The sequence below is a fragment of the Bacillus swezeyi genome, assembly GCF_001969815.1.
Classification (GTDB): domain Bacteria; phylum Bacillota; class Bacilli; order Bacillales; family Bacillaceae; genus Bacillus; species Bacillus swezeyi.
On record NZ_MRBK01000018.1, the window covers coordinates 26946 to 49110 of the forward strand.

Sequence of the window (22165 nt, forward strand, 5' to 3'; positions counted from 1 at the left end):
AAATCCGTTTTATGGACTTGTTCCTTTTTCGGCTGTTTTGCTATGATTTTCACAATAGGTGTTTGAATAGGAAGGTTGGGAAGGGAATGAAACCTGTACATATCGTTTTATCAGGCGGATTGTCACGCCGTTTTGGAGAGCCGAAGGCATTTGCTTTGTGGAAAAATAAACCTCTTTATCAATGGTGCAAGCAGGCTTTTGGGGGGGAGGCGCTGATATTGAGCCGTCCCGGACTGACAGATCGTTTCAGGTCTTATGGAGAAAAAAAAGTGCTGGAAGACGTTGAACCGTTTGAAGGAAAAGGCCCGCTGGCCGGAATATATACGGCTATGGTGCGTGAGGAAGGGGACGTTTACGTTATTTTGGCCTGTGACACGCCTCTTATCAGGAAATCGACCATCTCCGCTTTAAAGGAACAGATGACGCCTGCTGACGATGCCGTTGTGACGGTTGCAGACGGAAGGGCGCAGCCGCTTGTCGCCGTCTATCATAAAAGGGTGAAACACATCTTGTACGACCAGCTTCGGCGGGATGAGCTGAAGATCAGCTGCTTCCTTGAGCGAATTCGTGTAAAGTATATTGAAGCACATGTAATCGGCGCAGAGCCCTGGGAATTTATAAATGTCAATAAAAAGTCGGATTTAGATAAAATTGAAACGATTTTTTCGGAATAAAATGTTTTATCATAGATTGCAAGAGCTTTTCAGCTTATTTTCAGACATCGGGAAAAGATGTTCCTGGCTAAACATGATATGATACTAAAAAAGGGAGTAAAGGAGATCATCCTGATGCATGAAAGGTATTCAAGACAAATCAGATATCAAAACATCGGACAAGCGGGACAGGACAGAATAAGAAAAAGCCATGTTTTGATTGTCGGAGCCGGAGCGCTCGGCACAGCCGCCGCTGAAGGGCTTGTCCGTGCAGGAGTCGGTGTTTTGTCTATTATAGACCGCGACTATGTAGAATGGAGCAATCTGCAAAGGCAGCAGCTCTATACCGAAGAAGACGCAGAAAAACGGCTTCCAAAAGCGGTTGCGGCAAAAGAGCGCCTTTCAAAAATGAATCGCGATGTCAGGCTTCATACATATGTTTCAGACGGCACCGCTGAGACGCTGAAGCCGCTGATCGAAGAGGCGGATGCCGTCGTTGATGCAACAGACAATTTTGAGACCCGCATGATCATCAATGATCTGGCTCAAGCGGCGGGTACACCATGGGTTTACGGCGCTTGTGTCAGCAGCCAGGGCATGTATATGACGATCGTTCCCGGAAGCACACCCTGCCTTGCCTGTCTGTTTGAGGACATTCCGATTGGTGGAGCAACATGTGATACTTCCGGAATTATTTCGCCTGCCGTTCAAATGGTGTCGGCTTATCAGCAGGCCGAAATATTAAAGATATTGACGGATCAAAAAGAGGCGATTCAAACGGCTTTTGTCACGTTTGATTTATGGGCGAACACCCATTTTGAGATGCAAATAGACCGTCATAAGAACTGCCCTTCATGCGGCCAAGCGCCGGTTTATCCGTTTCTCCAGAACTCAAAGCAAAAGAAAGCGGACGTGCTGTGCGGAAGGGAGACCGTTCAAATACGCAGCGATATGTTAAAACACCTTCCTAAACAAGAGCTCATCGAAAAACTTGCCGGGATCGGCAAAGTCGATGCGAATGACTACCTGCTTCATGTTGCATATGAAGCGTTTCGGATCGTCATTTTTCATGATGGAAGGGCGCTTGTTCACGGCACAAGCGATATAAAAGAAGCCAACTCAGTATTGGCAAGAGTCATCGGAATGTAAAAACAGGAGGTTTTTTGAATGCTTGAACAAAGAAAACCCATCCCCGTCTATGAAGCTGCCGAACGTGTCATACAGCTGCAGAAACAGGGAGAAACAGAGTGGACTCAGCTTGAGGAAAGTCTGCACAGGTATTTAGCTGAGGATGTAAAAGCTGATCACCATGTGCCGGCCTTTGACCGCTCGCCATATGACGGCTTTGCGATCCGCGCGTCCGATACTGCCGGCGCTTCCAGAGAGAACCCGCTTAAATTTGAGGTTATTGATCATATCGGAGCCGGGGCTGTTTCGGAAAAAAAGCTCGGCCCTTTTCAGGCAGTCCGGATTATGACGGGAGCGCAGATTCCCGAAGGTGCGGATGCGGTTGTCATGCTCGAGCTGACGAAGACATATTCAGAAGACGAAAAAAACTATATGATGCTGAAGCGTGCTTTCCGGCCCGGAGAAAACATTTCGAAAACGGGTGAAGATGCGGAAAAAGGTTCGGTTCTTATAAGGAAAGGAACGCGGATTACGCCGGGGGTTGTTGCACTGCTTGCGACATTCGGCTATGCTGCTGTTCCAGTGGTTAAAAAGCCTGTGATCGGTATCATAGCAACCGGAACGGAGCTCTTGAATGTCAGTGACCCCCTTGTTCCGGGGAAAATCCGCAACAGCAATGCGGGCATGGTGGCAGCCCAGGTTGAAGAAGCAGGCGGCAAACCTCTTTATTTAGGGAAAATATCGGATCAATTTGAGGAGAGCTTTGAAGCGGTCGAAGGAGCATTGGAGAAGGTGGATTTTCTGATTACAACCGGCGGAGTGTCCGTTGGGGATTTTGACTTTCTGCCGGCTATTTATGAAAAGCTCGGCGCCGAGGTTCTGTTTAATAAAGTGGCGATGCGTCCGGGAAGCGTAACAACAGTCGCCCAATTAAACGGAAAATTGTTATTTGGGCTGTCAGGGAATCCGTCTGCCTGTTTCGTAGGTTTTGAGCTGTTTGTAAAACCGTCCGTCAAAGCTTGGCTGCGTGATCCAAAACCGTATCCAATGTGCGCTGAAGCGATTCTAACAAAGGATTTTCCAAAGCCTAATCCATTTACAAGGTTTGTCCGCTCATTTGTCTCGATCAAAGAAGGAACGCTTCATGCAAAACCGGTCGGCCTTGATAAATCCAGTGCTGTCACATCGCTTGCAGATGCCAATGCCCTTATGGTTTTACCTGGAGGCACAAGAGGCTATGAAGCGGGCAGACGGGTGCATGTCCTTTTATATCGGGATGAGAACGGAAGTGAGGAGCTATGGCAAGAGATTTTCCGATCCTCCAGGTCGTAGGGTATCAAAATAGCGGTAAAACGACGTTTGTTGAAATGCTTCTGGAAAAGCTCGAACATGACGGTGTGCAGGCCGGCTGTCTGAAGCATCACGGTCATGGGGGAGAGCCGGATGCTTTTACCGAAGGAAAAGATTCCGGCCGTTTTTTGCGGGCTGGTGCAGCGGCTTCCGGGGTGGAAGGCGCAGGTGTTTTCCAGCTTACCGCCCGCGGGAATTGGACGCTGGAAAAGCTGATTTCCGCATACAGCCTCCTGTCGATCGATTGCCTGCTGATTGAAGGATTTAAACAAGCTGAATATCCAAAGGTTGTAATGGTCAGAGATGACGGGGATAACGATTTGATTGAACAATTGGACGGCATTATCGCTGTCATTTACCAGCACAATAAACCGCATATTGCCGGGAATGATATACAATGTTTTCATATGGAGGATCCAAGTGCGATTCCTTATATTGTAAAATACTTAAAGGAGGAAGGCGTTTGTCTGGACGATTTGTCATAACAGAAGAACCCATCGTAATCGACGCTGTCGTCAAAAAAGTCGAGAGAAGAGAAGCCGGCGCCATTACGACATTTATCGGAACAGTGAGAGAATGGACAAATGGAAAAAAAACGCTCTATCTGGAATATGAGGCTTATGTTCCGATGGCAGTCGGCATGCTGTCTCAGATAGGCGAAGAAATCAGTGAAAAATGGCCGGGAGCCATTGCGGCTATTACTCATCGAATCGGAAGATTGGATATCTCGGATTCAGCCGTTGTCATCGCCGTTTCCTCCCCGCATCGAAAAGCGGCTTATGAAGCGAACGAATATGCGATTGATAGAATAAAGCAAATCGTTCCGATATGGAAAAAAGAGCATTGGGAAGACGGAGAATCCTGGATCGGAGACCAGCTTGAAACAACGGCATATCCCAAAGGAAAGCCAGACATAGAAGCTGTGGCTTCGAACCGTAAAAGAGGTGCTGACATTGATTAAAATTTTGTTGTTTGCCAATCTTGCAGAGCAAGCGGGTGCACAGAGCATCAATATGGAAGAAGAGAAAACAACGACAGACCGCATCAGGCAGTTTTTAAAGGAAACGTACAGTCTTCAGGGAACAGACCGGGCTATGATCGCAGTCAACGAAGTGTATAAAAGAGGTAACAGTGAAGTAAAGTCCGGGGATACAGTCGCTTTCATTCCGCCGGTCAGCGGAGGGTAAAAAAAACGGCAGCCGGTTATGCACAAGCTATAACCGGCTGCCGTTATTATCATAATCGTTTCCGAGATAGAGAAAACAGCCGCGCCGTTCTTTAGAAATATTTGGTTCTAATTTTTGAATAAGCTCATAAAGCTCACTAATACGGTGAACGTTAAAATTGGTTCTTTCTTTCAGTTTCATTTTCAGCTCTTTCGTTGTTACGATGTTGCCTTTTTGCTGTTTAATAATGTCTACGCAATGTGCTGCATAATACTCTTTATTGGAACGTCTATATCGCTGGATCTGCCTGTCAAGTTCTCCCAGCCTTTCATAGATGCCTTCACGTTCTTTCCTGATGTCTCTCCAGACTTTTTGTTCCAATTCACCTAAGAGGAGAAGCTGTTTTTTTAAAGCCTCTCTGTTCGACATTGCAATCAACTCCGTCATTCATAATTTGATAACATTTTCTATTATTTTACATCATATTCCTCTATTCATCAAAAATTTTCCTTTATAATCGGCTTAATATTTTCAAATCGGCAAACTGAGCAGCCGTTTGATGTTCAGACGGGAGAAGTGGAAAGTCTCCATAATAAGTCTGAATTTTATAAAATTGGTGGAATTTTATTTCGGAAATCGATATATTAGATGATGTGTCCTAGTTTTACATGAATTGGAAAGGTGCTGGTGCGAATGGAGTCACTCAAAAAACTAAAGTCTTTTTATTGGCCTTATAAAAAACTGTTTATTTTGTCGCTGGTTTCAATGCTCTTGATGACGGCGATCACTGTCATTTATCCGATTATGCTGCAGATGACGATTGATGAAGTGATTATTGGCGGCCAATATCAATTGATCATGTGGATCAGCCTAGGTTTTATCGTTGTCATGACAGTAAAAGGTGCAGCTACTTTCTTCCATCAATATCTCGGCGATATGTTCGGCATTCACTCTGTTTACAGCCTGAGAAAAGAGCTGTATGCGAAGCTGCAGCGTCTTCCGTTTAAGTATTATGACAGTGCAAAAACAGGGGATTTGATGTCGCGGCTGACAGCTGATGTCGAGGGAATCAGATTCTTTTTGTCGTTCGGCTTTGCAGAGGTGGTTCGTTTTGTCCTGCTCGTTACACTGAGCCTTTCTGTCATGTTTTCTTATTCAGTACCTCTTACTCTCGTAACCATTGCGTCATTGCCGTTTTTGGGAGCGGCGGTCTATCGGTTTGATAAAAAAGTGCACCCCGCTTTTCGAAAGATAAGAAAATCCTTCGCCCGCTTAAATACAAAAGTCCAGGAAAATATCAGCGGAATGAACACCGTAAAATCCCTGTCAAAAGAAAACTTTGAAATTCAGAATTTTACTCATTCAAACGTACATTTTCGAACAAAAAATTTAAATGCTTCATATATCATGTCGAAATTTTTCCCTTTAATGGAGTTCATCGGCAATATCTGCCTTGTTGCACTCCTGTCGTATGGCGGCTGGCTCGTCATTCAAAACCGCTTAAATCCGGGGGAGCTCGTCGCTTTTTTCAGCCTTGTCAATTATATGATGTGGCCGATTATGAACCTCGGCTATGTCATCAACTTGTTTTCGCAGGCAAAAGCATCTGGGGAGCGTCTTTTAGACATTCTTGATGCTGACGAGCAAATAACCGACCGTGGCTGTCGGGCCGAAAGCGGACGGCTGAATGGAGATGTCGTGTTCAACAATGTTTCTCTTCAATATACAAAGGGAAACGCTGAAGCTTTGCATGAGGTGTCATTCCAAGCTCCCCGGGGGAAAACGATTGGATTAATCGGTGCGACGGGCTCAGGGAAAAGCAGCATCATTCAATTGTTGAGCCGTTTTTATGAACCGACATCAGGAAATATCACGATTGACGGCAAACCTCTTTCCCGCTATTCATTAAAGATGCTGCGCTCGAATATCGGAATCGTTCCGCAGGAATCGTTTTTATTTTCATCTACCATTGAATCGAATATTTCTTATGGGAAGCCGGATGCATCGATGGATGACATCATGGAAAGCGCGAAAAGAGCCCAGGCCCATGATTTTATCATGGAGCTTCCGGATCAATATGAGACGATGCTCGGCGAAAGGGGACTCGGGCTGTCGGGAGGTCAAAAGCAGCGGATTGCCATAGCGAGAGCGATTTGTCTTAATCCGAGCATTCTGATTTTGGATGATTCGACAAGCGCCGTTGATATGGAGACGGAACATCGCATCCAGCTTGCCCTGCAAGAGGTGATGCGTGATCGGACGACTTTTATTATCGCCCACAGAATCTCTTCAGTGAAGCATGCTGACGAAATTCTCGTTTTAGACAGCGGCATGATAAAGGAAAGAGGAACACATGAAGAATTAATTGAGAAAAACGGTTTATACAAACGGATTTTTGATTTGCAGTACAAAGATCAAAAGATTTTGAATGAACCGCATTTTGCAGGATAGGGGGCCGTTGTTTGATGGAGCACCAAGCGAAAAAACAAACATTGATGAACCGGTTTTTTTACGCTTCAGACCAAATCATTGAAAAGCCGTTTAACTGGGCGCAAATGTGGCGGCTGCTTAAATATTTAAAACCGTACCGCAGCAATTTGCTGCCGCTGTCTTTTTTAACGGTGATCATCGCTGCGGCCATTCGGCTGACCGTGCCCATATTGATCGGGGTCTATGCACTCGATAAAGCAATCGCAGGCAAAGATATGAATCTTCTCCTTCTATTGATTTGTGTCATCAGCATCATGTATCTGGTGAATTACGTTGCGAATGTCTTGAGAATCCGTTGGATGAACAAACTTGGACAGCATGTGATCTATGATCTTAGACAGCATTTGTTTACACATGTCCAGCGGCTCTCACACCGCTTTTTTGACGAACGCTCGGCGGGTTCGATTCTCGTCCGCATCATGAATGATATCAATTCATTGCAGGAGCTGTTTACGAGCGGAGTCATCAATTTGCTGATGGATGTCCTGCTGCTCTTCGGAATTATTGTCATTCTGTTTTCGCTTAGTCCTGAGCTGACAATCGCGATCATGATTACCTTGCCTGTCATGTTCTTTATTTCTACCAATCTTCGGAGAAAAATCCGCCGGTCATGGCAAAAAGTCCGGTTAAAACAGTCAAAGCTGAATTCCCACTTAAACGAAAGCATCCAAGGCATCAGGGTCACTCAGGCGTTTACACAGGAAAAAGAAAATATGATGTATTTTGAAGGCGTCAATGGCGAGAACTTTGAAGCCTGGCGGGAAGCGACGAAAAAAAATGCGACATTTCGCCCGCTCGTCGAAATGACAAATGCGGTCGGAACCGCCATCCTCATCTGGTACGGCTCAAGCTTGATCATTAATGAAACGATTACGATCGGCGTTTTTGTATCTTTCGCTTTTTATCTCGGGATGTTTTGGGAGCCGATTTCAAGGCTTGGTCAAGTCTATAATCAGCTGCTGATGGGGATGGCTTCGTCTGAACGGATATTTGAATTTCTAGATGAAAAGCCGAGTGTTGCGGATAAAGAAGATGCCGTTAAAGTAAAAGAATTAAAAGGTCATATTGAATTTGACGATGTTGAATTTTCTTATGATGGGAAGCGGAAGGCGCTTCACAGAATATCGTTTGAGATTCCGGCTGGCACATCGATTGCACTTGTCGGACATACAGGATCAGGAAAGACGACGATTGCGAGCCTGATCAGCCGGTTTTATGATGCGACAAGCGGGACGGTAAAAGCGGATGGAATTCCGATCACAGATATTTCGCTTGACGACCTGCGTTCGCAAATCAGCATCGTCCTTCAGGACACGTTCATTTTTTCAGGAACGATTATGGAAAATATCCGTTTTGGGCGGCCGAACGCAACTGATGAAGAAGTCGTTGAAGCAGCTAAAGCCGTCGGTGCCGACTCTTTCATTTCAGCGCTTCCAAAGGGGTATTCCACAGAGGTCGAAGAGCGCGGCAACATCTTATCCGCGGGGGAGCGGCAATTGATTTCATTTGCAAGGGCGCTTTTGGCTGATCCGCGCATTCTAATTCTTGACGAAGCAACCGCCAGTATCGATACAGAAACCGAAGTCAAAATTCAAGCCGCCTTGAAAACCCTGCTTCACGGCCGCACCGCGATAATGATCGCCCACAGGCTGTCAACGATAAGAGATGCTGATAAAATCATGGTGCTTGACCACGGCAGAAAAATGGAAGAAGGCAGCCACCAGGAATTAATCAAACAACGCGGCATGTATTATGAGCTTGTGAAGGCACAGTACCGCATGTTTCAGGCGGATTGACTACGCAAAATCTATTTTTGCGAAAAACACCATGAAACATTTTATACTCACCTCCGTACAAATAGGTAGTCATTATGATAAGGGGGATTAAAAAGTGGAAACTCATTTAGAAATGGAAAAAGGAAAAAAGCCGTCTTTGCTGGGAATGATAACGCGTCCTGGAGAGCAGTTTGAGAGAATGAGGGAAAAGCCGGTTTTTTGGCTCCCTCTTTTCGTCGTCTTGATTTTATCCGTTATAGGCGCTTATCACCTCAATGCAAAAATCGATCTTACATCTGAATTACAGGGTGTGCCTGATGCGGAAGCATTTGCATCTGCGATGAAAGGCGTAGGTGTGGTCGGCGGGATTATTGGCTCTGTCATCGCCATTTTGATCAGCGCTTTAATTTATTGGCTGATCGTCAAGATCGGAAAAGGGGAAACCGATTATGTCCACATGTTCTCGCTGGCCGTTTTCACGTACTTTATAGCGGCTGCCGGACAATTGATCAACGGTCTTGTCATCTATTATTCAAATATCGATCCTGAAGTTGTCGTCACATCGTTAAGCAGTGTCATCACAGCAGGACAGCCGCTCAAAACGGTTTTGGGTGTATTTGACCTATTTACAATCTGGTCTCTTGCACTGGTTGCCATTGGGCTTCAAAAAGTGGGGGGCATATCTAAAAAAGCAGCTTGGACTGCGGTTATCATTTTATTTATCATTTCTCTCTTGCTTGCTTTTGCAGTCGGTTTGGCCAGTAACTTTTTTGAATCAATTGAAGGAGCAATATAAATGAAAAAGATAGCGATCGGCATTGTTATTATTCTGGCTGCTGCGCTTTTAATCGGGCTCAACCTCTACCGCTCGGCTCAAACGAGCGGTGGAGAAAGCGCAGCGATCGATACGGTGAGACTCGAAGAAAAAGAGATCGCTTCTACTGTCATGGTTCCGGGAACGCTTCAATTTGCAAACGAACAATATGAATATTACGAACCTGAAAAAGGAGAGATCGCAGACATTAAAGTGAAAGAGGGGGACAAGGTTAAAAAAGGAGATGTGCTTTTCACATATGCGAATGAAGAACTTCGTTTAGAAACAGAGCAAAACGCCCTTTCCATTGAATCAAAGCAGCTTCAGCTTGAGCAGATTCAAAAAAAAATCAATCATTTAAGCGATAAGGAAAAGAATCTAAAGGCGGAGCTTGGCGAAAAAGAAGCCAAAAGGCAGATTGATGATGAACGCACACAGCTGGAAATGGAGGAAAAAACGGCCCAGCTTGAACTCAAACAAGCCGGCTTGCAAAAAGAAACGCTCCAGAACAAAACGGCCGCACTCCAAGTGCAAAGTGAAATCGACGGCACGGTGATTACGGCTGACAAGGAAGCGGCGGCCAACAAATCGGACATTCAAAAGCCTGTTGTACATATCGGGAATGAGGACAAGCTTATCGTCAGAGGGGTGTTATCAGAATATGACACATTGAAAGTGAAAAAAGGCCAGAATGTAACGATCACTTCAGATGTCATTCAAAACAAAGAATGGAGAGGCAGGGTATCTGCGGTCGGATTGGCGCCCGAGCAGCAGGATACTGCAATAACAGGAGCCGGAAAGGAACAAAGCGCTGTTCAATATCCGGTTGCAGTGAAGATCAAAGGCGAACGCCCGCAAGCTAAACCAGGTTTTAAAATGATTATGAATATCCAGACGGATAAGAGAACCGTTCAGGCTCTGCCGGCCGGGGCCGTCAAGCAGGAGGGTGATCAATCATACGTATTTGCTGTCAAAGACGGAAAGGCGGAGCGGATCAATGTGAAAACCGGAGAAAACACCGATGGCGTCATTGAAATTACCGACGGTCTGACAAGCGAAGATCAAGTCATTGCAAACCCTGCTGACGACTTGAAAAGCGGAACGGAAGTGAAGCTTCAATGATTGAGTTTTCCCAAGTGAAAAAGAGCTATCAAATCGGAAGGGAAACGGTCGATGTCCTTAAAGGAATCGATATGAAAATTAAGCAGGGCGAATATCTGTCCATCATGGGTCCGTCGGGTTCCGGAAAATCGACGATCATGAATATCATCGGCTGTCTTGACCGGCCGACATCCGGAGTATACAGCTTGGACGGCGAAAATGTCTCATCATATGGGGAAAAAGAGCTTGCAGTGGTCAGAAATCGGGCAATCGGCTTCGTTTTTCAGCAGTTTCAGCTGCTTCCGAGGCTGAATGCCATGAAAAATGTCGAACTTCCGATGATCTACTCGGGCATTCCGAAAAAAGAACGGCGGGAGCGGGCGGAACGGGCGCTTGAAAAGGTCGGCCTGAAGGATCGAATGCACCATATGCCGAATGAGCTTTCCGGCGGCCAAAAGCAGCGTGTTGCCATAGCGAGGGCGACTGTCAATGAACCAAAACTGATCTTGGCTGATGAACCGACCGGTGCGCTCGATACGAAGACAGGCCATGCGGTTATGGAGCAATTTACTGAATTGAATGAGGAGGGAACGACTGTTGTTCTTGTCACCCACGAACCCGAAATTGCCGATTATACGAGCCGCATCATCATGGTGCGGGACGGTGAAATTATCTCGGCTGAAAGAGAGCGGAGGGGGGCGGCGGAATGAATCTCGTTGAAAACTTGAGAATGGCTTTGAGTTCTATATTGTCTCATAAGCTGCGTTCGATATTAACGATGCTCGGCATCATTATCGGAGTGGGCTCTGTGATTGTCGTTGTTGCCGCAGGGCAAGGCGGAGAGCAGATGCTTAAACAGTCAATCAGCGGACCGGGAAATACGGTTGAAATCTTTTACAATCCAAGTGAGGAAGAATTATCTGTCAATCCAAACGCTTATTTGAGCGCCAGCTTTACAGAAGAGGACATCCGGAGCCTTAAATCTGTTTCAGGAGTGAAACAGGTTGTCGCGAAGACGACTGAAACCATGAATGTTCGTTTTAGGGAAGAAGAGTCTGATGCTGCAGTGAACGGAATCAATGACGGATATATCAGCATCAATTCAATGAAGCTGGAAAAAGGAAGAGAATTTAGCGAAACGGACTATCGGACAGGGAAAAGGGTCGGCATCGTGTCCTCAAAGTTTTCGGAAGAATTGTTTCCTCATCAATCCCCGCTCGATCAAGTCGTCTGGCTAAACGGACAGCCGGTGCAAATCATCGGTGTTTTGAAAAAAGAAACCGGACTGCTTGCGATGGGGATGAATGAAATATATGTTCCGTTTACGATGCTTAAGTCTTCTTTCGGCATCAGCGATTACAGTTCCGTCTCCGTTCAGGCGCGATCTGCGGATGATCTGCATGGGGTCGGAACGAAAGCCGCTGACATCATCAATGACAATCACGGCACAACAGATTCCTATGAAGTGATGAATATGGAAGAAATTGCGTCCGGGATCAGCCAAATCACGGCGATTATGACAACGTTTATCGGCTCGATCGCAGGCATTTCCCTATTGGTTGGAGGCATTGGCGTCATGAACATCATGCTTGTGTCCGTCACAGAACGAACAAGGGAAATCGGTATTCGAAAATCGCTCGGTGCGACACGAGGCCAGATTTTGACGCAATTTCTCATTGAATCGGCATTGATTACACTGATTGGCGGTGTGCTGGGAATTGCACTCGGATATGGGGGAGCCTCTCTTGTTTCATTTTTCGCCGGCTGGCCGCCGCTCGTTTCCTGGCAGGTGGTTCTTGGCGGTGTGCTGTTCAGCATGGCGATCGGCGTCATATTTGGATTGATCCCGGCCAATAAAGCGTCCCGCCTCGATCCGATCGATGCATTGCGTTATGAATAGAATGACTCTTTCAGATCCGCGGCCGAGATATAAAAGACGAAAAGACCGTTGTGCAGACGGTCTTTTTTCTAGTCCAATTTTATATAAAATGAAACTAATTTAGAAAAATATCCGGATTATGAAGGTTAGACTTGAAATTGCTGTGAATTTCATCTTGATTTCACCAAAAGGAATGTACGGGTGGAATGAGAACGTGGAAGCGAAAGTAGACGCACCAAAAGAGCTAAAGCCGTCATTGATCGGTATGATCACAAGCCCTGTCCATCAGTTTGTGCGAATGAGAGAGCGACCTGTCATTTGGCTGCGATGATGATCGTGCTGGTCTTGTCCGGACGATCTATTGATATCATGTTTTGGCAAATGGACGAGTTGTATCATTTGAATCTAGGGCCGGAGAAATACAGCTATTTGGCCTTCGTAATATTTTTCAATCCGCTATTTTCTAAGTGTTGAGTGCTTTAGTATTGTGGCTGATCGCAAAAATCGGCGGAGGAAAAACCCAATTTTGCATGTATGGTCTCTCAGTCTGTTTATGTGAGTTTTGTCACGGTCATCAGGGATGTCGTGATCAGTTTGGGTTATTATTTTTCACATTCGCTGGACAGATACATTCCAGCCGGCGAACCTCTTTGAGTGTTTCCGAGCATGTTTGATATTTTTACGATCTGGTCATATGTTTAATTGCTGTAGGGCTGCTTGGATCGGCGTTTCTGTATTGTTTATTCTTATGCTGCTGTTATCTAATCTCTGTGGATTGTTTCAAGTGATATTAGAAAATATTGACAAATGGATGGATAAAGCTCTTTTCGCAAAAACCTCATGCAGTCAGCATGGGGTTTATTGATGAGCCGTTGCATGAATCTTGATGGAATAGATAATAATAATGTCACATATTTTTGCGAATTTTTATAGTTTATACAGTTTACAAATGATACATATCACGTTAAGATGTTGAAATGTGAAAGATTTTGATGGTTATTGAATGAATTTGAAAGATTTTTGTTGAGTTATGTCGAAAAAGCGTTTACAATGAAATTGTAAGCTAAATGAAGGCGTTTTCAAAAAGGGGTGATAATGTGTTGACTCCCGAACGGCACCAGCTGATCATTGACGAAATTGAAGAGCATGATGTCGTGAAAATCCAATATTTAATGAATTTAACGAATGCATCTGAGTCAACGATCAGAAGAGATTTGTCGACGCTCGAAGCCCGCGGATATTTAAAGCGTGTTCATGGAGGAGCATCAAAGCTTTCCGACATTCGAATGGAACCGGATATGCTTGAAAAATCATCCAAAAACCTTCATGAAAAGAAAAAAATCGCCCAGAAAGCCGCCTCTCTTCTTGAAGAAGGCGATTGCATTTTCCTTGATGCCGGGACCACTACTTTGCAAATGATCGACTTTATCGATCAAGAGAAGGATATTATCGTAGTCACCAACGGAGTCATGCACATTGACGCATTAATCAAAAAAGGTATCACGTTTTATTTATTAGGCGGATATGTGAAGCATAAAACAGGGGCGATCGTGGGGGGCTCCGCATTGTCGGCCATCAGCCAGTACCGGTTTGACAAAAGTTTTATCGGTGTGAACGGGATTCATACAGAAGCGGGATTTACAACTCCCGATCCTGAAGAAGCCCTCATCAAAACAAAAGCTGTCAAACAGGCAAAAAAAGCTTTTATTTTAGCTGATGCTTCCAAGTTTGGAGAGATGTCTTTTTCTGCCTTTGCAAGTTTAGACGAAGCAGCTATCGTTACAGCAGGATCTGCAAAACATTCATTTGATAACTATCAAGAAAAAACTGTCGTAAAGGTAGTGAAAACATGATATACACTGTAACACTCAACCCATCGGTCGACTACATTGTTCACGTTGAAGAATTTTCATTAGGCGGGTTAAATCGTTCTGTCTATGACACGAAATATCCGGGAGGCAAAGGGATCAATGTGTCACGGGTATTAAACAGACACCATGTGCCTTCTAAAGTTCTCGGTTTTATCGGCGGTTTTACCGGGGGTTACATCAAGTCATTTCTTGAAGAAGAGAAGCTTGAGACAGCCTTTCATGAGGTAAATGGAGATACCCGAATCAATGTGAAATTGAAAACTGGGGATGAAACAGAAATTAATGGACAAGGCCCTTCAATTAGCGATGAGGATTTCGCGGCGTTTTTAGACCAATTTTCCGCCATGAAAGAAGGGGATATCGTCGTAATGGCCGGGAGCATTCCAGCTTCATTGCCTCAGGACACTTATGAAAAGATTGCTGAAACATGCAGTCAGCAGAATGTTCGAGTCGTCGTTGATATTTCAGGTGAGGCTCTCTTAAAAGCGGCTCAAATGCGTCCGCTTTTAATGAAACCAAATCATCATGAGCTTGGAGAAATGTTTGGAACAACGATCACCTCTGCTGAAGAAGCAGTGCCTTACGGAAAAAAACTGATTGAACAAGGAGCGGAAAACGCTATCGTTTCGATGGCTGGTGAAGGTGCTCTTTTATTCACGAAAGACGGCGTTTACCATGCCAATGTCCCTAAAGGAAAGCTCATTAACTCTGTTGGAGCTGGGGATTCAGTGGTTGCCGGTTTTCTCGCAGGTATTGAAAAACAGCTCGACATCAAAGAGGCTTTTCGGCTAGGGGTTGCCTCAGGCAGCGCTACCGCTTTTTCAGAGGAGCTCGGAACAGAAGAGCTGGTTCACAAACTTCTTCCGGAAGTTCAAGTCAAAACGATTTAAAGGAGGAAAGGTTATGAAAATAACAGAGCTACTTACAAAGCATACGATCAAGTTAAACCTTGAGAACAGCCAGAAAGAAAACGTGATTGAAGAGCTTGTCACCGTTTTGGATCAGGCGGGAAAATTAAATGATAAAGAAGGCTACAAAGAAGCCGTTATCAATCGCGAAAAGCAAAGCTCAACAGGAATCGGCGAAGGCATTGCCATTCCTCATGCGAAAACAGCGAGCGTTAAGGAGCCTGCGATCGCGTTTGGCCGTTCAAAAGAAGGTGTCGATTATGAATCTCTGGACGGGCAGCCGAGCCATCTCGTCTTCATGATCGCTGCCACAGATGGAGCCAATAACACGCACCTAGAAGCGCTGTCAAGGCTGTCTACCTTGCTGATGCGGGAAGAAATCCGCAAGCAGCTGCTAGAAGCGGGATCAGAAGAAGAAATCATCGATATTATCAACCAGCATGACAAAGATGAAGAAGAAGAGCAGACTGAAGAGCCTCAGGCTCCATCTGCCAAAGGAAAAATCCTTGCAGTGACAGCATGTCCGACAGGGATCGCCCATACATTTATGGCCGCTGATGCATTGAAAGAAAAAGCAAAAGAAATGGGCGTTGACATTAAAGTTGAAACAAACGGATCAGGCGGTATTAAAAGCGCCCTGACAGCCCAGGAAATTGAAGATGCGGTTGCCATCATCGTTGCTGCCGATAAGCAAGTTGAGATGGAGCGCTTTAACGGAAAGCACGTGATTGAAGTACCTGTTACAGCAGGGATCAGACGTCCGAAAGAACTGATTGAGCAGGCGCTGAACCAAGATGCGCCAATTTATCGGGGCACAGGCGGCGGCTCAGCCTCTGATGACGGCGGAGCTGCAAAAGGAAAAGGCGGCGGCTTTTACAAACACCTGATGAGCGGTGTCAGCAACATGCTTCCATTTGTTGTCGGGGGCGGAATTTTAATTGCGATTTCGTTCTTCTGGGGCATTAACTCTTCAGACCCGAATGACCCGTCTTATAATCAATTTGCGGCTGCTCTAATGGAAATCGGCAGTGCAAATGCTTTGAAATTAATGGTTGCTGTATTAGCCGGTTTTATTGCAATGAGTATTGCGGACCGTCCTGGTTTTGCGCCTGGTATGGTCGGCGGTTTTATGGCGACACAGGCTGGCGCAGGCTTCTTAGGCGGATTAATTGCCGGTTTCCTTGCCGGATACATCGTCATTCTCTTGAAAAAAGCGTTTGCCGGTCTTCCGCAAGTTCTTGATGGATTAAAACCTGTTTTAATCTATCCGTTGTTTGGTGTCTTCTTCACTGGACTCATCATGCATTATGTTGTCAACACGCCTGTCAAGATGATTATGGACGGAATGACACACTGGCTTGAAGGACTTGGTACAGGAAACCTTGTCTTAATGGGCATTATTTTAGGCGGTATGATGGCAATTGATATGGGAGGCCCGATCAACAAAGCGGCCTTTACATTCGGTATTGCAATGATTGAAGCAGGAAACTTCGGACCGCATGCGGCGATCATGGCAGGCGGTATGGTGCCTCCGCTCGGGATTGCGCTTGCAACAACGTTCTTTAAAAGCAAGTTTTCAAAACGCGACCGTGAGGCAGGGATTACATGCTACTTTATGGGGGCGTCATTTATCACGGAAGGTGCGATTCCGTTTGCGGCAGCCGATCCTGCCCGCGTCATTCTGGCTTGTGTAGTTGGTTCAGCAGTCGGCGGCGGTTTATCGCAATTTTTCGGAGTTACCCTTCCCGCTCCGCACGGAGGAGTGTTTGTCTTCCCGACAACGAGTCATCCGCTTCTCTATCTTGTGAGCGTGCTGATTGGAGCGGTGGTAACAGCTCTCATCCTCGGCTTCTTGAAAAAGCCGGTTCCAACTGAAGAATAAGTGCTAAAAAGTGCCACAAGGTTTCACACGTGGCACTTTCTTTTTTCCTGTTTTTATCACTTGCGGGCATGCTGATTATGTATTCTCTCAGAACTTGTGATAAAGTATAGGAAAGCTTTTATTTTTGAACTGTAAATTGTGACAGACTGTTTTTAGGAGGAAGCGTTTTGACTGAAGAAAAATCCACCAAAAAGAAAAATTCTCTCTTTGAATGGGTAAAAGCCATTGTGATTGCAGTCGCTCTGGCCTTGCTGATCCGGGCATTTTTATTCGAACCGTATTTGGTCGAAGGCACATCAATGGACCCGACGCTACACGACGGGGAACGTTTATTCGTTTATAAAACGGTGAAATATATTGGTGAGTTTAAACGGGGAGATATCGTCATCATCGATGGAGATGAAAAAAATGTCCACTACGTAAAACGCCTGATCGGTTTGCCGGGGGATACCGTGCAAATGAAGGATGACACGCTTTACATAAACGGGAAGAAAGCGTCCGAGCCGTATCTTAAGGCGAACAAAAAAGAGGCGGAAGCAGTCGGCGTCAAGCTGACGGGGGATTTTGGCCCTGTGAAAGTCCCAGAAGGCAAGTACTTTGTCATGGGGGACAATCGCCAGAGATCGATGGACAGCCGGAACGGACTCGGGCTGATTGATAAAAAACGAGTGGCAGGGACATCACAATTTGTGTTTTTCCCATTTAATGAAATCCGAAAAACAGACTGAAAAATGCCTGCCGTCCTTTGGGACAGTCAGGCATTTTTGCTTTTTATGACAATAATGATGCCAGCACTGCGATAAATAGTACTGTAACGAATACTGCAGCCATAATCAGAAGAACGCTGAAAAGCATTCTGATTTCCGCCGTTTCTTTTCCCCGTTTTGTCAACATTCGCTTTGCGTAGATATGAACGAACGTGTAAATCAAGGCGATCCCGATATAAAGGCCCAAGTCGCGTGCTGTAAAGCCGGTTACTGCCAAATATACGCCGGCAAAAAAAATAAACATGCAGTATTCTGTCAGAGTGATAAGCTTCATGTTGTCCTCCGTCTAACGATCCGTGTTTTCTTCAAATATCACCTTTTTATAATATATCTTTTGAAGCCATCCTACAAGAAGACCAAAACCTATTAAAAGACAAGCAAAAATTAAAAAATCCGCAGTCCACATATTAAACCCTTTAAAAAGCCCGATAGACATCGTAGATATCACCATGGCGGTTGCTATGAAAACCGCGTGCCACGGCCTCGTGTTTACCCATCTGATGATATCGGGGTCTTCTTTCATTTTCATTTTTCCTTCCCCCAATCTTCATTAATTGTAACATATTGTCACAATAGAAATGTAAAAAAAGCTTTTTTTCGGTATATTTTTCTTTAAAACTTTATCGTAAAAAAGCAAAGCATTTCTCTTGCGGATCATTCGTGTTATACTCGTTCTAATGAAGTAAAGTTGATGGAGGATATGAAATGATAGCTGTAAATAATGTAAGCTTGCGGTTTGCAGACCGGAAGTTATTTGAAGATGTAAATATTAAATTTACGCCCGGAAATTGCTACGGGCTGATCGGGGCTAACGGAGCCGGAAAATCCACATTTTTAAAAGTTTTATCAGGTGAGATTGAGCCTCAGACGGGCGATGTTCATATGAGCCCCGGCGAGCGCCTTACCGTGCTGAAGCAAAATCACTTTGAGTACGAAGAATATGAAGTGCTGAAAGTTGTCATTATGGGTCATAAGCGCCTTTATGAAGTGATGCAGGAAAAAGATGCCGTTTATATGAAGCCGGACTTTTCGGATGAAGACGGGATCCGCGCTGCTGAGCTTGAGGGCGAGTTTGCCGAGCTGAACGGCTGGGAAGCTGAAGGAGAAGCGGCGATATTGCTGAAAGGACTCGGTATACCAGAAGAGCTTCATTCGAAAAAAATGGCCGATCTCGGCGGATCTGACAAAGTGAAAGTGCTTCTTGCACAAGCTCTGTTCGGAAAGCCTGACGTACTGCTTCTCGATGAGCCGACAAACCATTTGGATATTCAGGCGATCCAATGGCTTGAAGAGTTTTTAATCAACTTTGAGAACACGGTGATCGTCGTCTCGCATGACCGCCACTTTTTAAATAAAGTATGTACACATATTGCTGATTTGGATTTTAATAAAATCCAAATCTATGTCGGAAACTACGATTTCTGGTATGAATCAAGCCAGCTTGCCTTAAAAATGGCTCAGGAAGCCAATAAGAAAAAAGAAGAGCAGATCAAACAGCTTCAGGAGTTTGTCGCGAGATTCAGCGCAAATGCCTCCAAATCCAAGCAGGCCACATCAAGAAAAAAACTGCTCGAAAAAATTACGCTCGATGATATTAAACCGTCATCACGGAAATATCCGTACGTCAATTTCACGCCTGAACGTGAAATTGGAAACGATGTGCTCGTCGTTAAAGACTTGTCCAAAACGATCGACGGCGTCAAAGTTCTTGATTCGGTAAGCTTTATGATGAACAAGGACGATAAAATCGCCTTTACGGGACGCAATGAGCTTGCTGCCACGACGCTCTTTAAAATCCTTGCCGGGGAAATGGAGCCTGACAGCGGGTCATTTAAATGGGGCGTGACGACATCCCAGGCGTTTTTCCCGAAAGACAACAGCGAGTATTTTGAGAACAGCGATTTGAACCTTGTGGACTGGCTTCGCCAATTTTCTCCCCATGATCAAAGCGAAAGCTTCCTGCGCGGATTTTTAGGAAGAATGCTGTTCTCGGGAGAAGAAGTGCTCAAAAAAGCAAGCGTCTTGTCAGGAGGAGAAAAAGTCCGCTGTATGCTTTCCAAAATGATGCTCTCAGGTGCAAATGTGCTAATGCTGGATGAGCCGACAAACCATTTGGATCTTGAATCGATTACAGCATTAAATAACGGCTTAATCAGCTTTAAAGGCGCGATGCTGTTTACATCCCATGACCATCAGTTTGTCCAAACGATTGCCAACCGGATCATCGAGATCACGCCAAACGGCATCATTGACAAACAAATGAGCTATGATGAGTTTTTGGAAGACAAAACTGTTCAGGCTAAGCTTGCTGAACTTTACGAGTAATTCAAGAAAACCCGCCTTAAAAAGCGGGTTTTTTATAAAAAGGAGATGGTTTCTGTGTCATGCCGAAAGGCTCTTGAGCAATATATAAAAGCAACAAACACGCATGTGTTTGAGAATGTCAAAGAGCTCCTTGATCCTGACGCTGTGTATTGGTTCTCGGATCAAACGTGCTCGGGCTTTGAGGCGATTCAGCGTTATTTTGAAAACGCCTGGAAGCAAATCGAAAACGAAGTATACAGCGCTAGCAATGTCAGCTGGATCACGGAAACAGACGAACAGGCCGTCTGTCTTTATACATATGAATGGAAAGGGTTTTATCAAGGCGAATCGGTTCAAGGGGCAGGCCGTGCGACAAACGTATTTGTAAAGGACGAGTCAGGAAACTGGAAGCTGAAGCATGAACATTTAAGCAGTTTGCCCAAACTATGAGAAGGCGGAGCATTGGACTGGCTTCAGCCGTTACAGCCACCTTTCATGTAAGGGTGAAGTTCATCCTTAAAGTTTGCGTCGCTTTTTTATCGGAAATCCGTCAGGAAGTGCATTGGCGGCATGCGGACACTATATAAAAGGACCTCAAAGCGTTTTGAGGTCCTTTTTAGGCGGAAGGCTGTTAAAAAGCCCAATTGCCTTTTCGGAAAATCGGCTCTCTTTTTCCGTCAGCCGTTATTCCGTCAATATCCATTTCACCTGAACCGATCATAAAATCAACATGTGTAATGCTTTCATTTAGACCTTCTTTCGAAAGCTCTTCACGCGTCATCTTTTTGCCGCCCTCAATGTTAAAGGCATATGCGCTTCCGATCGCGAGATGGTTTGATGCATTTTCATCAAATAGTGTGTTGTAAAACAGTATATTTGAATTGGAAATCGGAGAGTCATGCGCGACGAGAGCGATTTCTCCCAAATAGTGCGAGCCCTCATCCGTATCAATCAGCTCTTTTAAGATTTCTTCGCCTTCTTCTGCTTTTACATCAATGATTCGTCCGTTTTCAAATGTCAGTGTAAAGCCGTCGATAATATTGCCGCCGTAGCTTAACGGTTTCGTGCTGGATACGGTTCCGTTCACCCCGTCTTTTTTCGGCGCGGTAAAGACTTCCTCCGTCGGCATGTTGGCCATGAACTCATCGCCTTGTTCATTTGTGCTTCCGGCTCCGACCCAAAGGTGTTTTTCGGGGAGCTCAATTGTCAGATCGGTGCCTTCAGCTTTGTAATGAAGGGCCTTATAGTGCTTGTCATTTAAAACACTCACTTTATCGCGGAGTGTCTGATCATGCTCTTTCCACGCCAGAACAGGGTCATCCCGGTCGACACGGGTCGTCTTAAAAATTTCATCCCAAAGCTTTTGCATCGCTGTTTCCTCACTGCTGTCAGGGAATACTTTTTTTGCCCAAGCAGGTGAAGGAGCCGCTATTACCGTCCAGCTGACTCTATCGGACTGAATCATTTGTCTGTATGTATGCAAAGCTTTTCCGGCTGCTTTCTGCTGTGCTGCAATTCGTTTGGAATCGATTCCTTTCAGCAGGTCGGGACTTGCTGAGACAACCGAAATAAATGCGGCGCCTTCCTTAGCTAGCGCTTCCATCCCTTTGGCTTCCCATTCCGGGTACTCTTTAAACGCTTCGAAAGGGGCAAGCTCATATTTCAGCCTTGTCACTTCATCATCCTGCCAGCGGACTGTCACCTGTTTTGCGCCTCTTTGATAAGCGCTTTTCACAAGCAGGCGGGCAAAATCGCGAACCTCTGTCGAAGCATTGATCACGACCTTTTGACCCTTTTGGACATTTACGCCTACTTCTGTCACAAGCTGTGCGTATGTACTGAGTTTATCGGTAAACGAATTCATTGGCAAAACCTCCTTTATTGTCCATAACATCATATCAAATATCGGCTTGAAAAGAAAAAAAGACGCAGCCTTTGGCTGCGACAGGCTGTCGAGAAAATCGACAGCCTTTTTCATTTTCTCTCTTAAATTATCCATTTCCTCATTTTATAATAAAGTAAAGCCTTCAAAAGGATGGTGTCTGCCATGTTCCACACAAGGAATTCTTCACAGAAC

The 22165-nt window shown here is 45.2% G+C and carries 22 protein-coding genes; 18 read left to right on the forward strand and 4 right to left on the reverse strand.

The genetic code is table 11. The features are described from left to right. Positions 1–86 precede the first annotated feature (86 nt). From mobA to moaD, 6 genes are all read left to right on the forward strand, one after another. Positions 87–674, forward strand: a complete 588-nt coding sequence (mobA, locus tag BTA30_RS15485) for a molybdenum cofactor guanylyltransferase (protein ID WP_076762215.1) — start codon at positions 87–89, stop codon at positions 672–674. Positions 675–788: 114 nt separating this feature from the next. Continuing rightward, the gene (locus tag BTA30_RS15490) at positions 789–1802 is read left to right on the forward strand and encodes a MoeB/ThiF family adenylyltransferase (RefSeq protein ID WP_076762216.1); all 1014 of its coding nucleotides are present in this window, start codon (positions 789–791) and stop codon (positions 1800–1802) included. An 18-nt stretch (positions 1803–1820) separates the two neighbouring features. Continuing rightward, positions 1821–3113: a molybdopterin molybdotransferase MoeA gene (locus BTA30_RS15495; protein WP_076762217.1), complete on the forward strand. Its 1293-nt coding sequence runs from the start codon at positions 1821–1823 to the stop codon at positions 3111–3113. Next, entirely contained in the window at positions 3080–3616 is a 537-nt protein-coding gene (mobB, locus tag BTA30_RS15500) for a molybdopterin-guanine dinucleotide biosynthesis protein B (protein WP_076762218.1), read from the forward strand. Before BTA30_RS15495 ends, mobB begins: the two co-directional genes overlap by 34 nt. Further along, the gene (locus tag BTA30_RS15505) at positions 3595–4092 is read left to right on the forward strand and encodes a molybdenum cofactor biosynthesis protein MoaE (protein WP_076762219.1); all 498 of its coding nucleotides are present in this window, start codon (positions 3595–3597) and stop codon (positions 4090–4092) included. Before mobB ends, BTA30_RS15505 begins: the two co-directional genes overlap by 22 nt. Next, positions 4085–4318 (forward strand): molybdopterin converting factor subunit 1, encoded by a 234-nt coding sequence (gene moaD, locus BTA30_RS15510; RefSeq protein WP_076762220.1) that lies wholly within the window; start codon positions 4085–4087, stop codon positions 4316–4318. Before BTA30_RS15505 ends, moaD begins: the two co-directional genes overlap by 8 nt. A 27-nt stretch (positions 4319–4345) precedes the next feature. On the opposite strand, the gene BTA30_RS15515 is transcribed toward moaD, so the two are convergent. Then, positions 4346–4726: a Rok-like winged helix domain-containing protein gene (locus tag BTA30_RS15515; protein ID WP_076762221.1), complete on the reverse strand. Its 381-nt coding sequence runs from the start codon at positions 4724–4726 to the stop codon at positions 4346–4348. 264 nt (positions 4727–4990) lie between these two features. Here BTA30_RS15515 and BTA30_RS15520 point away from each other — a divergent pair, with 264 nt between their 5' ends. From BTA30_RS15520 to lepB, 10 genes are all read left to right on the forward strand, one after another. Beyond that, positions 4991–6748 (forward strand): ABC transporter ATP-binding protein, encoded by a 1758-nt coding sequence (locus BTA30_RS15520; protein ID WP_076762222.1) that lies wholly within the window; start codon positions 4991–4993, stop codon positions 6746–6748. 14 nt (positions 6749–6762) lie between these two features. After that, positions 6763–8583, forward strand: coding sequence for an ABC transporter ATP-binding protein (locus BTA30_RS15525; protein ID WP_076762223.1), 1821 nt, complete (start codon positions 6763–6765; stop codon positions 8581–8583). A gap of 94 nt (positions 8584–8677) precedes the next feature. Beyond that, entirely contained in the window at positions 8678–9358 is a 681-nt protein-coding gene (yknW, locus tag BTA30_RS15530; protein ID WP_076762224.1) for a YknW family membrane protein, read from the forward strand. Then, a complete protein-coding gene (locus BTA30_RS15535) occupies positions 9359–10498 on the forward strand; it encodes an efflux RND transporter periplasmic adaptor subunit (RefSeq protein WP_076762225.1) in 1140 nt (379 codons plus the stop codon). Next, positions 10495–11187, forward strand: a complete 693-nt coding sequence (locus BTA30_RS15540) for an ABC transporter ATP-binding protein (RefSeq protein ID WP_076762226.1) — start codon at positions 10495–10497, stop codon at positions 11185–11187. Before BTA30_RS15535 ends, BTA30_RS15540 begins: the two co-directional genes overlap by 4 nt. Further along, positions 11184–12377 (forward strand): ABC transporter permease, encoded by a 1194-nt coding sequence (locus BTA30_RS15545; RefSeq protein ID WP_076762227.1) that lies wholly within the window; start codon positions 11184–11186, stop codon positions 12375–12377. Before BTA30_RS15540 ends, BTA30_RS15545 begins: the two co-directional genes overlap by 4 nt. Before the next feature lie 1076 nt (positions 12378–13453). Further along, a complete protein-coding gene (locus BTA30_RS15550) occupies positions 13454–14209 on the forward strand; it encodes a DeoR/GlpR family DNA-binding transcription regulator (protein ID WP_076762228.1) in 756 nt (251 codons plus the stop codon). Next, positions 14206–15117: a 1-phosphofructokinase gene (gene pfkB / locus BTA30_RS15555; protein WP_076762229.1), complete on the forward strand. Its 912-nt coding sequence runs from the start codon at positions 14206–14208 to the stop codon at positions 15115–15117. The genes BTA30_RS15550 and pfkB overlap by 4 nt, the downstream gene beginning before the upstream one ends. Positions 15118–15130: 13 nt before the next feature. Continuing rightward, entirely contained in the window at positions 15131–17017 is a 1887-nt protein-coding gene (locus BTA30_RS15560; RefSeq protein WP_076762230.1) for a PTS fructose transporter subunit IIABC, read from the forward strand. Between the two features lie 167 nt (positions 17018–17184). Then, complete coding sequence (gene lepB, locus BTA30_RS15565; protein WP_076762231.1) at positions 17185–17745, forward strand: signal peptidase I; 561 nt, start codon at positions 17185–17187, stop codon at positions 17743–17745. Positions 17746–17788: 43 nt separating this feature from the next. On the opposite strand, the gene BTA30_RS15570 is transcribed toward lepB, so the two are convergent. Together BTA30_RS15570 and BTA30_RS15575 are read right to left on the reverse strand one after the other, a co-directional pair. Then, entirely contained in the window at positions 17789–18058 is a 270-nt protein-coding gene (locus tag BTA30_RS15570; protein ID WP_076762232.1) for a hypothetical protein, read from the reverse strand. Positions 18059–18070: 12 nt separating this feature from the next. Continuing rightward, complete coding sequence (locus tag BTA30_RS15575) at positions 18071–18313, reverse strand: hypothetical protein (protein ID WP_076762233.1); 243 nt, start codon at positions 18311–18313, stop codon at positions 18071–18073. A 176-nt stretch (positions 18314–18489) separates the two neighbouring features. Here BTA30_RS15575 and BTA30_RS15580 point away from each other — a divergent pair, with 176 nt between their 5' ends. Next, positions 18490–20109: an ABC-F family ATP-binding cassette domain-containing protein gene (locus BTA30_RS15580; protein WP_076762234.1), complete on the forward strand. Its 1620-nt coding sequence runs from the start codon at positions 18490–18492 to the stop codon at positions 20107–20109. Positions 20110–20163: 54 nt separating this feature from the next. Continuing rightward, entirely contained in the window at positions 20164–20538 is a 375-nt protein-coding gene (locus tag BTA30_RS15585; RefSeq protein WP_076762235.1) for a YybH family protein, read from the forward strand. A 181-nt stretch (positions 20539–20719) separates the two neighbouring features. Here the strand turns inward: BTA30_RS15585 and BTA30_RS15590 are convergent, their stop codons facing one another. Beyond that, positions 20720–21952, reverse strand: a complete 1233-nt coding sequence (locus BTA30_RS15590; protein ID WP_076762236.1) for an aminopeptidase — start codon at positions 21950–21952, stop codon at positions 20720–20722. Positions 21953–22165: the final 213 nt, after the last annotated feature.